At 63.2% G+C, this 13,877-nt stretch carries 11 protein-coding genes; 3 read left to right on the top strand and 8 right to left on the bottom strand.

Annotated elements, in window-relative coordinates:
- The first annotated feature begins 279 nt into the window (after positions 1–279).
- A complete protein-coding gene (locus N5B55_RS06325; protein ID WP_304539522.1) occupies positions 280–756 on the top strand; it encodes a rhodanese-like domain-containing protein in 477 nt (158 codons plus the stop codon).
- 12 nt (positions 757–768) lie between these two features.
- On the opposite strand, the gene N5B55_RS06320 is transcribed toward N5B55_RS06325, so the two are convergent.
- The 6 genes from N5B55_RS06320 to hrpA all read right to left on the bottom strand — a co-directional run bounded on the left by N5B55_RS06320 (position 769) and on the right by hrpA (position 9,473).
- Positions 769–1,587 carry a competence/damage-inducible protein A gene (locus tag N5B55_RS06320; protein ID WP_304539521.1) on the bottom strand — a complete coding sequence of 273 codons (819 nt, stop codon included), beginning with the start codon at positions 1,585–1,587 and terminating at the stop codon, positions 769–771.
- A gap of 21 nt (positions 1,588–1,608) precedes the next feature.
- Positions 1,609–2,466 (bottom strand): EI24 domain-containing protein, encoded by an 858-nt coding sequence (locus N5B55_RS06315; protein ID WP_009238384.1) that lies wholly within the window; start codon positions 2,464–2,466, stop codon positions 1,609–1,611.
- A 77-nt stretch (positions 2,467–2,543) separates the two neighbouring features.
- Positions 2,544–3,518: a sterol desaturase family protein gene (locus N5B55_RS06310; RefSeq protein WP_304539520.1), complete on the bottom strand. Its 975-nt coding sequence runs from the start codon at positions 3,516–3,518 to the stop codon at positions 2,544–2,546.
- A 1-nt stretch (position 3,519) separates the two neighbouring features.
- Positions 3,520–4,347 (bottom strand): polysaccharide deacetylase family protein, encoded by an 828-nt coding sequence (locus N5B55_RS06305; RefSeq protein ID WP_304539519.1) that lies wholly within the window; start codon positions 4,345–4,347, stop codon positions 3,520–3,522.
- Positions 4,348–4,358: 11 nt separating this feature from the next.
- Positions 4,359–5,354: a YVTN family beta-propeller repeat protein gene (locus N5B55_RS06300; protein WP_065857681.1), complete on the bottom strand. Its 996-nt coding sequence runs from the start codon at positions 5,352–5,354 to the stop codon at positions 4,359–4,361.
- 117 nt (positions 5,355–5,471) lie between these two features.
- Positions 5,472–9,473, bottom strand: coding sequence for an ATP-dependent RNA helicase HrpA (gene hrpA / locus N5B55_RS06295; protein ID WP_304539518.1), 4,002 nt, complete (start codon positions 9,471–9,473; stop codon positions 5,472–5,474).
- A 71-nt stretch (positions 9,474–9,544) separates the two neighbouring features.
- Here hrpA and argA point away from each other — a divergent pair, with 71 nt between their 5' ends.
- Both argA and N5B55_RS06285 read left to right on the top strand, forming a co-directional pair.
- Positions 9,545–10,942, top strand: coding sequence for an amino-acid N-acetyltransferase (gene argA, locus N5B55_RS06290; protein ID WP_304539517.1), 1,398 nt, complete (start codon positions 9,545–9,547; stop codon positions 10,940–10,942).
- A 107-nt stretch (positions 10,943–11,049) separates the two neighbouring features.
- Positions 11,050–11,325: an oxidative damage protection protein gene (locus tag N5B55_RS06285; RefSeq protein ID WP_004626344.1), complete on the top strand. Its 276-nt coding sequence runs from the start codon at positions 11,050–11,052 to the stop codon at positions 11,323–11,325.
- Between the two features lie 72 nt (positions 11,326–11,397).
- Here the strand turns inward: N5B55_RS06285 and N5B55_RS06280 are convergent, their stop codons facing one another.
- Positions 11,398–12,942: a methyl-accepting chemotaxis protein gene (locus N5B55_RS06280; RefSeq protein WP_304539516.1), complete on the bottom strand. Its 1,545-nt coding sequence runs from the start codon at positions 12,940–12,942 to the stop codon at positions 11,398–11,400.
- Between the two features lie 227 nt (positions 12,943–13,169).
- The gene (gene rpiA / locus N5B55_RS06275) at positions 13,170–13,856 is read right to left on the bottom strand and encodes a ribose-5-phosphate isomerase RpiA (protein WP_178959946.1); all 687 of its coding nucleotides are present in this window, start codon (positions 13,854–13,856) and stop codon (positions 13,170–13,172) included.
- Positions 13,857–13,877: the final 21 nt, after the last annotated feature.

Below are 13,877 nucleotides of genomic sequence, written 5' to 3'. Positions count from 1 at the left end.
TAAGGCGCAGGCGCTCCCGCAAACAGTGCAGGGCTGCCCCAGTCCATGCCTGACACGGTGCGCGCGCCTTGCATGCCGGTCGCTTCGGGAGGCGGTGATTGGGCCTCAAGGGCGGAGCAGCTGTCCTAGCAGCATAGTCAACGCACCAAACGCGTGCAAAATACTTGGCCGCGCACTGATTCAGTGCCTCAAAGGTACGGGCGCACCAATACGGGGATTTTCGCCCGCGCGATGTGATGGCGGCACTAAAATGACTGTTTCCCCTTTCTCTCGACCACCATGACCGCTACCACGCTCACCCGTGAGTCCCTGCTGGAAGCCGCCGCCGCCCGCCGCGAGTCTGACCGATTGCCGTACTTCGGCGCGCTGTCGCCACAGGAGGCTGCTGCGCTGCTCGCCGCCGACCCGCAAGCGCGCCTGGTGGACGTGCGGACGCGTGCGGAACTCGACTGGGTGGGCACGCCCGACATCTCGCCCGGCCAGTTCGTGCATGTGGAATGGAATCAGTATCCCGGCGGCGTGCGCAACGCCAACTTCCTGAGCGCCCTGGAAGCTGCCGTTCCGAAGGACGTCCCGGTGCTGTTCCTGTGCCGCAGCGCGGCGCGCTCCAAGCACGCAGCCGCTGCGGCTGCGCAGGCTGGCTATACGGCGGCGATGGATGTGCTGGAAGGTTTCGAGGGCGCCAAAGACAGCGAAGGCCATCGTAAGACCGTCGAAGGTTGGTGCTTCCGCGGTCTGCCCTGGCACGGCGCCTAACGAAATACGACGTCAGGAATTGGCGGGGACTCCAGCTTCGAAAATTTCTCCGCCTAGCGCCAACGCGCCCTCCCGCAGCATCACATAGGCGCGCGCCACGGCTTCCGGTGCGCCTTTTACACCAAGGTCGATGTGCGAGCGGGCATAGCGCTCCCCACGCGCCGCATCGCCTACGCTGGGCAGGCTGAAGACCTTCACGCCATCGAACTCTGCTTCGATGCGCTCCATCAGCGGTGTGAGCCGCGACTCCGGCAAGCCGAACACCAGGAACGAGCGTTCCTCGCGCGGTGCGCGGTGGAATTGATCGGCGTAATAGGTGTCGAGCACCCACTCCATCATCGGCCAGGCCATCACCGGAAAACCCGGAACGAAATGGTGATGCCCGACCGAGAAACCAGGGATGCGGTTATAGCTGTTCGGGATGATGCGCGCGCCCTGCGGAAACTCACCCATCTTGAAGCGGTGCTGGTTTTCGGGCGTGGAGACATCAGCCTTGACCGGGTCACCGTTGGCCGACTCAATGATGCGCAGCGTGATTTGCTCGCGCGCTTCCGGATGCAGCTCCAACGGCACGCCCAGCGCAGCAGCGGCGCACTGGCGCGTGTGGTCATCGGGGGTGGCGCCAATGCCGCCAGTGCAGAACACCACGTCGTCGCTGGCGAACGTACGCTTGAGTACGCTCGTAATGCGCGCGGGCTGGTCGCCGACGTACTCGGCCCACTCCAATGTCAGGCCGCGCTCGCCAAGCACTTCGATCAGCTTGCGCAGGTGTTTGTCTTCGCGGCGGCCAGAGAGAATCTCGTCGCCGATGATGATCATGCCGAAAGCCATGTCAGTTCCGATGGTTTCTGATTATTCGCGAGGCAGTTCAATGGTCGTAACTTCTATCACGCTGGCCTCGACCATGCGCGCAGGCGGCGCTTCGGCGCGCAGACGCGTCAGCGCACGCAAGCAGAAATGGCCGAACCACAGCGCCGAGAAGATAAATATCAGCACATACAGCCAGATGACGGCGATGGCGATGATCGGAAACAGCACAATCGTCACCACCGACGATACCCACAGCAGCGTCGGCGCCGAGCCCAGCATGCCAACAGCCACGCCAATGCCAAGGAGCGGCAGCCGATAGCGCTGCATGATCGCGCGGCGCTCTTCTGCCGTAGCGTGGTCAGCCAGCGCGTCGTACGTCATCAAGCGGTACGTGAGCCAGCCCCACAGCAGCGGCGGGATCAGCGCAAAAAACGGAGGAATCAGCCACAACGGCAGCGTGACGATGGCCACGAGAATGACCACCAGCGTGCACAGCAGCGCATGCGTCAGGCTGCCCAGCAACGAGCCGCCCTTGCGACGTTCGAGCTGCGGATAGCTCCGATCAAGAAAACGCATGACCACCGGCACCGACGCAACGCTGACCAGCACAAGAATCGACACAACGATCACCGGTACGAGCAAGGTGATGACGAGCAGCGGCGCGATGGCCGACCACAGCCCTGCCATGCCGATAGCGTTCAGGCCGCTCTTGATCCAGCCCATGAAGGCCCAGCCTTCCACGGCGTTGCGAGCCATGCCGTTCATGGCATCCCAGCCAAAATACAGCACGCCGCCCCAAACAACGACAGCCACGACAAACGGCATGACAGTCAGGAACAGCATGCGCGGATGCAGTTGCGAAAGCAGCGCGCGGCCAAATGAGCGAATCAGGTCGTTCATGCAGAAGTCGGAAAATCCGGGAGCGGACAGCCTAGCACAGCGCGCAGAAATTACGCAGGCGCCGCCCCGCGAAGGCCTTAGGCGCGACCGAACAGGCGCTTAACGCCGAGCCACTGCTGACGCAGCACGCCGCGCCCGTAGTCGCGCGAGTGCCCGTGGGGCGCGGGAAGCTGATCGCGGATACCGGTGGCGTGGTACTCCGGCGAGAAGATGGCGGTGCCGAACAGCATGTCCCACCATGGGAACAGCACGCCAAAATTGCAGCCGCCCAGCACACCAGGCTTGCCGGGCACCTCGTGCCCCAGCCCGATGGCGTGATGCAGCCGATGAAAGCGCGGCGAGATCAGCAGCCGGTCGCCAAGCCAGCCGAAATGCAGCCGCACGTTGGCGTGTTGCAGGCTCTGCAGCAACTGTGAGATAGCAACCAGCAGCACGTACTGCGAGGGCTCCACTCCAATCACCAGCGCTGCGATTGCAAACACCGCGCCGCGCAGCACATCGTCGAGGATGTGGTTACGGTCATCCGACCACAGCGTCATCTGTTGCTGACTGTGATGCAGCGAATGCAAGTTCCACCACCAGTGAAACTTGTGTGACAGGCGGTGATACCAGTAGTCGAGCAGGTCGAACAACACTAGATAGACCAGAAAGCTGACGGCGGCGACGGACGTAACGCCCGGCCACCAGTCCTCCACGTTCAGATGCGCCCAGCCCCAGAAGCGGAGCTTGCCGTCGAGGTCGTCAATCAGCGGCTGCAGCGTGAAGAACAGCAGCAGCGGGAAGAAACCCAGGCGGTGAAAAAGCGTGTAGAAGATGTCGGCGCGCACGGCCTTGCGATCTTGCAGCGGCTCCACCGGGCGCCAACGCTCGAGCGGACGGAAAATCAGCAGCAGGACCGCGATCTGCACGAGGCCCATGAGCAGCCATTCGGTGCCGGGGTAGGCATCTTCGACGTAACCACCCAGGCCGACGGCATAGGTGATCGGCATCACGACGTGCTGAAACAGTACGTCCTGCGCTTGGGTGAAGGTGTCGGCGATCCAGTCGAACATGTCAGCGTGCCGCCGATGCGGCATGAGCAGCAAACCAGGCCTTGTATTGCGGATGATCACGCAGCGTGGCAAAGCAGAAACCCTTGTGCTCCAGACCTGTGATCAGCGGTTCGAGGTCAGCGGGCGCCCACGGATCCTTGCGCGACCAGATGCCCAGATGCGCCATGGTGATGTCGCCATCGCGCAGGTTGGACAGTGCCTTCTGCAGCAAGGCGTCGTTCGGATAACGGTCTGACGGCAACTCGTCGCCCAGAAAACCGGCGGGCGCCCAAGCCACATGCGCAAACCCGCATTGCTTGGCCCAGGCCTCGGTCGTCGCCGACAGGTGACCTCCCGGCGCCCGCCACAGCGGGTCCATCGGCTGACCGGTCATGGTCTTGAACCGCTCGGCGCTGCGTTTGAGCTCCGCGCAGAATTCAGGCTCGCCCCACACGACATTGCGGCTGCCCTGCTCGCCAAACTGCGGCCGGAAGCGGACCTTACCCGCACCCGCCTCGCCCTTGTAGTAGACGTGATCGAAGGTGTGCGTACCGAAGGCGTGGCCGTCGGCAGCAAGCGATTTCCAATACGGTGCCCAACCGTCATCCAGCGTGCTGTCGCCGTGGATGGTCTTTTCGTTGGCGAGGAAGAACGTGGCGTGGATGCGATGGCGGCGCAGCGTGTCGGCAATCAACTCCGCTTGGCTCATGCTGCCGGTATCGAACGTCAGGTAGACGGTGCCTTTGCACGCGCCGGCATTCACCCCACCGGGGGCCGCCGTAGCCAACGCACACAGCCCCAGCGCCACCGTGGCGGCGGCCTTGCGCAACATCGACAGGCCGGATTTCATCGTCGTAGAACTCAGATCAGCGGAGCGCGCGAGCGGAAGTAAATGCCGTGCGGCGAGCGCCCGACCTTGATCTCTTCCACAACCTTGCGGCTGGCAACATCGACGATCGCCACGCGCTTGGCCCAGCGGCAAGTCACCCAAAGCTGCTTGCCGTCGGCGGTCAACTCCATGTCGTCTGGGCCGGGCGGCAGACCGGTGATGTCGCCCACCTTGGTCAGCGTTTGCTGATCGATGATGCTGATCGTGCCCGACACGCGGTTCGACAGGAACAAGTGGCGCTTGTCGCCCAGCGCGCGGAAGTTATGCGCGCCCTTGCCGGTCGGAATGCGCTTGACGCTGGTGCGGTTGTGCCAGTCGATCACTTCGACGTAATCGGCGCCGGTCATGCCGACCAGCAGGTATTTCTGATCGGTCGTCACCCACACGCCGGCCGGCGCAGAACCAATGGTCATGCGCCACATCACGTTCTGCGTGGGCAGGTCGATGGCCATCACCTCGTTGGAATCCTGCACGGTCACGAACGCGATTTTGCTGTCGGCGGTAAAGGCAATGTGGCTGGGCGTCTTCGCCGCTGGAATCTGTTTGGCGATGGTCAGCGCATGGCCGTCCCAGCGGTAAATGTCAATGCGATCCAGACGGTTGCCGGTGGTCAGAAACCACTTCTGGTCCGGCGAGAAGCCAATCTGATACGGATCGTCGATGCGCGGCACGCGCTGCTGAATCTTGCCGGTTACGGGGTCGAGGAACACGAGGTCGTTGCCCACTGCGTTCGCGACGATCAACGACTTTTCGTCGGGCGTGGCGATCAGGTGATGCGGCTCCTTGCCGATTGGGAACGTCTCCAGCACCTTGCGGGTGTCCTTGTCGATCAAAGAGACGCTTGCGTCGCCCGAATTGAGTACGGTGACGACTTCGGCACGCGCCGCATGCGCTGCCATGAGCGCAGCGGCCGACAGGACCAGTGTGGAAAACCAACGGGAGGCAAACGAGACGCGCAAGGCAGACATAACGAGAAGATTCAGCAACTTAGCCACTCATTTTAACGCTGGCGTTTAGGCCATCGCTGACACAAATCAAAAAAAGAAAACGGGAACTTTCTCAGCACCCGACAACGCATCGCTCAGCTATCGCTGCATCGATTCCCACACCTTCTGCAGCCGCTTGACCGACATCGGCACCGGCGTGCGCAATTCCTGTGCAAACAGGGCGATGCGCAACTCCTCAAGCATCCAGCGGAACTCCTCCATGCGCGGGTCATTGCCGCCCTGCCCTTGCACGCGCAGCGCTTTTTCCGCGCGTTGATATTGCTGGATAAGCGGCGCCATCTCTTGCATGCGCTGCGTGTCGCGCGCCGGGTCCGCCTTGAGCTTGTCGATGCGCAGGGCGATGCCCTTCAGGTAGCGGGGGAAGTGCGTCAACTGCGCATACGGCGTCGCCTCGATGAAGCGCTTGTGCATCAACGTCTTGAGCTGTGCGTCGATATCGGCGGTGGCCGCGGCAAACGGCTTGGCGATCTGCAGCTTGCGCGGCAGTTGCGCGTATTCGGCCAGGATGGCGCCGACCAGCCGCGCAATCTCCTGTGCCAGCAACGTCAGGCGCGCGCGGCTTTCGTCCTTGCGCGCGCCAAAACTGGCGTCATCGGTCGGCAGCGGGTCTTGCAGGCAAGCGCGCTCCAACGTGGCATCCAGAATCTGGTCGCGCAGATCATCCTGCGTACCGAGGTTCATGAACTGGATGGCCATCTGCGACAGGCCTGGGATGTTCTTTTCCAGGTATTTCAACGGTTCGCGCAGCTGGATCGCAAACAGCCGCCGCAAGCCCAGACGATGGATGCGTGCAGCTTCCGCCGGATCATCGAAGACTTCCACATCGCAGTGGTCACCGGCATCGACAAGTGCCGGGTAGCCGAACAGCGTCTGGTTGCCCTTGCGGACTTCCAGCAGTTCCGGCAGCTCGCCGAAGTTCCAGGTCGTCAGGCCCGAGTACAGCGCGGCGTTGGCCGGCGCTTCCGATTTGCCGCTCTTACCTGTCTTTCCTGGCTTGGCGCCGTCGTTCTGGGCACCGGCCACGGCAGCATCCTGTGCCGCGATCGACTGGAACGTCTGCTGCGCGCGGCCGCCGAGTTCTGCCCGCAACTGGGCCAGATTGCGCCCCATGTCTAGCTGGCGACCGTGCTCGTCGATCACCTTGAAGTTCATGAAATGATGCGCGGGCAGCGTCTCGAGCTTGAAGTCGGCGCGCTTGAGCGCGATGCCGGTCTGCTCGCGCACGTCGGCAATCAAGCGGTCGAGCAGGTCGCCATCGCCCAACCGCACGCGCGACACGAAACCGGCGGCGTAGTCTGGCAACGGCACGCAATGGCGGCGCAGCTTCTGCGGCAGACTCTTCAGCAGCAGATGCACCTTCTCCTTGAGCATGCCCGGCACCAGCCATTCGGTGCGCTGCGCGGGCACCTGGTTGAGCGCATACAGCGGCACGGTGAGCGTCACGCCATCGCGCGGGCTGCCGGGCTCGAAGTGATACGTCAGGCCCATGTCGATGCCGGCAATCGGCAGCACCTTCGGGAACAGATCGGTCGTGATGCCGGCCGCCTCATGCCGCATGAGGTCATCGCGATTCAGGTACAGCAGCTTCTGACCGCTCTTGCCGCCCGCGCTGGCGGCTTCGGCATACCAGCGCTCGAACGACACGGTGTTGTAGATGTCCGCCGGAATCTGGCTATCATAGAACGCGTAGATCAGTTCGTCTTCCACCAGCACGTCTTGTCGGCGTGACTTGTGTTCGAGGTTTTCGATCTCACGCACCAGGCGCTGGTTGTGCGTGAAGAACGGCAGGCGCGTTTCGAACTCGCCATCGACCAGCGCACGGCGGATGAACATCTCGCGCGCCTCCTTCGGCTGCATCGGCCCGAAGTGCACACGGCGCTGTTGATAGATCGGCAGCCCGTACAGCGTGCCCCGCTCGAAGGCCATCACCTGGCCGGCCTTCTTTTCCCAATGCGGATCGCTCCACGACACCTTCAACAGATGCGCGCCGACCTTTTCCACCCATTCCGGCTCGATGCGCGCCAGCGTGCGGCCGAACAGGCGGCTGGTCTCGACCAACTCGCCTGCCACGACCCACTTGCCGGCCTTGCGCGCGATGACCGAACCCGGCCACAGGAAGAACTTGATGCCGCGCGCGCCGAGGTATTCGCGGCCTTTTCCGTCTGCCTCCTCGATGCGCACTCCGATGTTGCCGAGCAAGCCCGTCAGCAACGCCAGGTGTAACTGCTCATACGTCGGATCGGATTCGTTGAGCTTCCAACCCTGCTCCGCCACCGTGGTATGCAACTGCGAATGCACGTCGCGCCATTCGCGCAACCGCACATGCGACAGGAAGTGCGAGCGGCACTGGTCCTGCAATTGTTTGTTCGATTTCTTGTGCGCGATGGCCTCTTCAAACCACTTCCACAGCTTCACCCAGCCGAGGAACTCGGATTTTTCATCAGCAAACTGCCGGTGCGCCTGATCGGCCTGCTGTTGCAGTTCCTGCGGGCGCTCGCGCGGGTCTTGCACCGACAAGGCACTCGCGATGATCAGCATCTCGCGCAGGCATTGGTGATCGCGGCCAGCCAGGATCATCCGCGCCACGCGCGGGTCCAGCGGCAGACGGGCAACCTGCTTGCCCAGCGGAGTCAACGCATTTTCATCGTCGACCGCCCCGAGTTCCTGCAGCAGCTGATAGCCGTCGGCAATGGCACGGCCCAGCGGCGGCTCGATGAAGGGGAACTGCTCGACATCCGTCAACCGCAGCGCCTTCATGCGCAGGATGACCGCCGCCAGCGACGAACGCAGGATTTCCGGATCGGTAAAACGCGGCCGCGCAATGAAATCCGCCTCGTCATACAGGCGAATGCAGACGCCGTCGGCGACCCGGCCGCAACGACCGGCGCGCTGGTTGGCCGCAGCCTGCGATACCGGCTCGATCTGCAGTTGCTCGACCTTGTTGCGATACGAATAACGCTTCACGCGCGCCACCCCCGTATCGACCACGTAGCGAATGCCGGGCACCGTCAGCGAGGTCTCGGCCACGTTGGTCGCCAGCACGATGCGCCGCGCGTTGGACGGCCGGAACACACGTTCCTGCTCCTGCACAGACAGGCGCGCAAACAACGGCAGGATTTCGGTATGCGCCGGATGGTGCTTGCGCAGCGCCTCGGCCGCCTCGCGAATCTCGCGCTCGCCCGGCAGGAAGATGAGCACGTCGCCAGGGCCTTCGCGGGCGAGTTCGTCCACCGCATCGACGAGCGCATCGTAAAGATCGCGCTCCTTGTCCTTCTCGTCGCGCTGGATCGGGCGGTAGCGCACCTCGACCGGATACAACCGGCCGCTGACTTCAATGACGGGCGCCGGCCCCTTCGGGCCAGCAAAGTGCTCGGCAAACCGCTGCGCGTCGATGGTCGCCGAGGTGATGATCACCTTCAGGTCGGGCCGGCGCGGCAAAAGCTGCTTGAGATAGCCGATCAGGAAGTCAATGTTGAGGCTGCGTTCGTGCGCCTCGTCGATGATGATCGTGTCGTAAGCGCGCAGCAGCGGATCGTTCTGCGTCTCGGCCAGCAAGATGCCGTCGGTCATGAGCTTGACCGACGCCCCCGCCGACAGCGTGTCGTTAAAGCGAACCTGGAAGCCCACGTGCTCGCCCACCGGCGTGCCGATTTCCTGGGCGATGCGCTTGGCCGTAGACGTCGCTGCGATCCGGCGCGGCTGCGTATGGCCGATCAGCCCGGTACCGCCCGCGCCAATGCCTCGCCCGATCGATAAGCAGATCTTCGGCAACTGGGTGGTTTTGCCCGAGCCGGTCTCGCCTGAGACGATCACCACTTGATTGGCGGCGATGGCCTCAGCGATTTCGTCGCGTCGGGCCGACACGGGCAGCGCTTCGGGAAACGTGATCGGCGGGACACGGTTGGCACGCGCGCGGCGTGCCTCCAGCGCTGCGGCGAGTTCTTCCGGCGTGGGCTTTTGGCGGCGCTGCGGACGCGCATTGCCGCCGGGCTTGCGCTCGGCGGGCGGCATGTCTTTCGGCGATTTCTGGGAGGGCGCCGCCGGGCGTGGCCGGGGCGGCTGGGCGTGGGAATCTGACATCGGGCGGGATTATAATCCGCGCATCTTTCCTATGCCGGCCCGCGCCCCGTGCCGCTTTTCCTCCTCCGCCCGTGACCGCTCGTTCTCCCGTCCCCGCCTCCGGTGTTTCGCTGGCGGCGCACACGCCCGCCCCCGTCGACGTCGCCCCGATTCCGCCCACGCCCGAACAGCAGCAGTTCGTGGACTGGCTGCGCGAGGTGGCGCCTTACATTCACGCCTTCCGCGACAAGACGTTCGTGATCGGCTTTGGCGGTGAACTGGTCAAGGCCGACATGCTGAGCGCGCTGGTCAACGACGTCGCTTTGCTGCATGCCATGGGCATGCGCATCGTGCTGGTGCATGGTTCGCGCCCGCAGGTGGAAGAACAGCTCGCCCTGCGCAGTGTGCAAACTCAGTTCGTCGACGGCGTACGCGTGACGGACGCCGCCGCACTGGAATCCGCCAAGGAAGCCTCGGGCGAACTGCGCCTGGATATCGAAGCCGCCTTCAGCCAGGGCCTGCCGAATACACCGATGGCCGGCGCGCGCATGTCGGTCGTGTCCGGCAACTTCGTGACGGCGCGGCCAGTGGGCATCGTCAATGGCGTGGATTTCCAGCACACGGGGCTGGTGCGCAAGATCGATGCGGAGTCGATCCAGCATTCCCTGTCCAATCGCAAGATCGTGCTGCTCTCGCCGCTGGGCTTTTCGCCAACGGGCCAGGCGTTCAACCTGTCGATGGAAGACGTAGCTGCCAACACCGCCACGGCGCTCAAGGCCGACAAGCTCATCTTCATCACCGAGCTGCCGGGGATCATGGACCGCGTAGGCAAGCTGCAGCAGGACCTGTCGATGGAAACGGCCATCGAGCGCCTGCGCGACGGCAGCCTGTCGCACGACACCGCCTATTACCTGCAGCACATCGTCAAGGCGATGCGCGGCGGCGTGCGCCGCGCGCACGTCATCCCGTTCGCGCTGGACGGCAGCATCCTGCTGGAGCTGTTCCTGCACGATGGTGTGGGCACCATGGTGTCGCACACTGACCTGGAATACCTGCGCGAAGCCACCCTGGACGACGTGGGCGGCATCGTCTCGCTCATCGAGCCCCTCGAGGCGGACGGCACATTGGTGCCGCGCGAACGCCGGCTGCTGGAGCGCGACATCGCCAACTTTTCGGTCATCGAGCACGACGGCATCATCTTTGGCTGCGTTGCACTGTATCCGTACCCCAAGGATGGCATGGCCGAAATGGCCTGCCTGATCGTCTCCCCGGACAGCCAGGGCACCGGCGACGGCGAACGTCTGCTCAAGCACACCGAAGTGCGCGCCCGTGCGCTGGGCCTCAAGCGCCTCTTCGTTCTCACTACGCGCACGGAGCATTGGTTCCTCAAGCGCGGCTTTGTGCGTGCCAGCGTGGACGATCTGCCGGAAGACCGCCGCAAGCTTTACAACTGGCAGCGCCGCTCGATGGTGCTGATGAAGAAGCTCTAAACCCTTGGCGCGCGTCGTGGAATCCAAGCCCGGCGGCGCGCGGCCTTTACAATAGCGGCACCTGCGTCGCGCTCGAGCGGCGCTTCCGCCACACAAGAGGAATCCCCATGGCCCGCATGGTCCACTGCGTCAAGCTCAACAAGGAAGCCGAAGGCCTCGACTTCCCGCCCCTGCCCGGCGAACTGGGTAAGAAACTCTGGCAAAGCGTCTCGAAAGAAGCCTGGGCCGGCTGGCTCAAGCATCAGACCATGCTGATCAACGAAAACCGCCTGAACATGGCCGATTCGCGCGCACGCCAGTACCTGCTCAAGCAGACCGAGAAGTACTTCTTTGGCGATGGTGCAGACGAGGCCGCCGGCTACGTGCCGCCGCCCTCGGCCTGATCTGCCGTTACCCATAAAAAAGCCGTTCAGCGCAAAACTGAACGGCTTTTTGTTTCTAGGCGCTTACGCCGGCTACCCGGCTATAGCAGCCCCTTCCAGCTTGAAGATGGCAACGGCGCGGCGCAGAGCCTCCGCCTGATCGGCCATCGCCTGTGCGGCGGCAGAGGCCTCTTCCACCAGCGCGGCGTTCTGTTGCGTCACTTCCTCGATCTGGCCCACGGCGATGTTCACCTGCTCGATGCCACTGGTCTGCTCGGCTGAAGCGGACGAAATCTCTGTCACGATCTGCGTCACGCGGTGCACCGAGGTCACGATGTCATCAATGATGCCCCCGGCTTCTTGTACCAGCTTGGCTCCCGCTTCTACACGCTCCGTCGACTGGCCAATCAAACCCTTGATTTCCTTGGCTGCCGCAGCACTGCGTTGGGCCAACGTGCGCACTTCGCCCGCCACTACGGCAAAGCCCCGACCTTGCTCGCCCGCGCGCGCAGCTTCCACTGCGGCATTCAACGCAAGGATGTTCGTCTGAAAGGCAATGCTGTCGATCACGCCGATGATTTCGCCGACTTTGGTCGAGCTCTCCGAAATACCCTGCATGGTTTGCACCACGTCGTTCATCACTTGACCACCGCGCGCGGCAGTGTCGGAAGCATGTCCGGCCAACGTGGATGCCTGTACGGCGCTTTCGAAATTGCGGCGAACGGTGGAAGTCAATTCGCCCATGTTGGCCGCGGTCTCTTCCAGGGAGGCCGCCTGCTCTTCCGTGCGCGACGAAAGGTTCAAGTTGCCTGATGCGATCTGCGAACTGGCGGAAGCCACGCCTTCGGCATTGCGGCGCACTTCACTCACTACCGCGGCCAGGCTGCGCTGCATATCCTTGAGCGCCGAGAGCAATTGGCCGATTTCATCGGTGCCGCGTGCCTCAAACGGCTTTGCCAGATCACCATGCGAGACGGCGCTGGCCACATCCACCGCGCGCGACAATGGCCGCGTAATCGATCGGCTGAAAAGAAACGCACCGCATAACCCCAACCCAAACGCCGCCAGCATCATCACCACGCTGACCACCAGCGCAACATGCGCGGCCTCGGCCGTCTTGGCTGACACGACCTTGCTCTCCGCCGCAATCTCCCGGGCGGCCTCATCAAGCAGACGTGCCGGTTCGCGGTCTACACCTGCCACGACTTTGTCCCCCACCGTTGGATCAAACGATGCGGCCACAAACATGTCATGCCCCTTGCGATAGCCCTTCCCCATTTCCGTGTGCGCGGCAGCGAACTGGGTAATCAGGTCTCGGCTTTTGCCAGCCGGCAGCGACGCCTGTAGCGCCTTCGCCTGCTCGGCCACCGTCTGCTCGCCTCGAAGGAAGGCACCCCAATACTTGTCCAGCTTGTTGGGATCTTCACCACGCAGCAGCGTGTCTTTCCACTCCTGCACCTGCGTCTTGAAGGTAACGAGCATGTTCGTCACCGCACGCTCGTCGGCCATGCGCGCCTGCACGGTGGTGTTGTATTCGACGATGGAATGATTGAGCGATGCGATACCGTAGATCGCCCCGGCAAACATCAGCAGCAACGCCGCTGCAAATGCCAGGGGAAGTTTGATCGAGAGTTTCATGATGTTTTGGGTAAGACGACATCCAACTACGAGGGGCTGTGCTTCTGCCACGTGTCCGTCTTATCGGCCGACTCACGTCTCACTTAAGGCTCATTTCAATCAGATAGCGAATGCAAACGTGCGCGTATGCGGCATATTTGCGCAGCACCGTTGCAAAGTGCCTTAACAGGCATAAAAAAAGCTGCCCATTTGCATGAGCAGCTTTTCCATAACAGCGGACTAGGCGGTCAAAAGTCGCGCCGCTGCACGCCGGCTTCCGTGCCCAGCAGCAGCACATTTGCACCGCGCTTGGCAAACAGGCCGACCGTCACTACGCCCGGAATATCGTTGACGATCGCTTCGAGACCCTTCGGGTCCGCAATGCGCAGGCCGGTCACGTCGAGAATCACGTTGCCGTTATCGGTCTTGTAGATCTGGCCCTCCTTGGTCATGCGCAGGCGCGGCTGACCGCCCAGCGCAGCCAGTTGGCGGGCCACGGCGGCGCGCGCCATCGGCACCACTTCCACCGGCAACGGGAAAGCACCCATCGTCTCAACGAGCTTGCTGCCGTCAGCGATGCAAACGAACACGTTGGCCACCGAGGCAACAATCTTTTCACGCGTGAGCGCACCGCCGCCGCCCTTGATCATGGCGCCGGAAGCGTCGATCTCGTCGGCGCCATCCACGTACACGGGAATAGTATCGACCTCATTCAGATCGAGCACCGTGAAGCCGTGGCCCTGCAGGCGGCGAGTCGACGCCTCCGAGCTGGACACCGCGCCGGCGAACCGCGCCTTGTGCGGCGCCATCGCGTCGATGAACAGGTTGGCCGTCGAGCCGGTGCCGACACCCAGCACGGCGCCCTCGGGCACGTTGGCCAATACGTAGTCTGCGGCGGCCTGTGCCACCAACGCCTTCAGTTCATCCTGCGTCATCGCAAAAACTCGGTCGGGATC

The sequence above is a fragment of the Ralstonia pickettii genome (assembly GCF_030582395.1).
In the GTDB taxonomy this organism is placed as follows: domain Bacteria; phylum Pseudomonadota; class Gammaproteobacteria; order Burkholderiales; family Burkholderiaceae; genus Ralstonia; species Ralstonia pickettii_D.
This window is presented reverse-complemented; position numbering and strand designations above follow the sequence as displayed.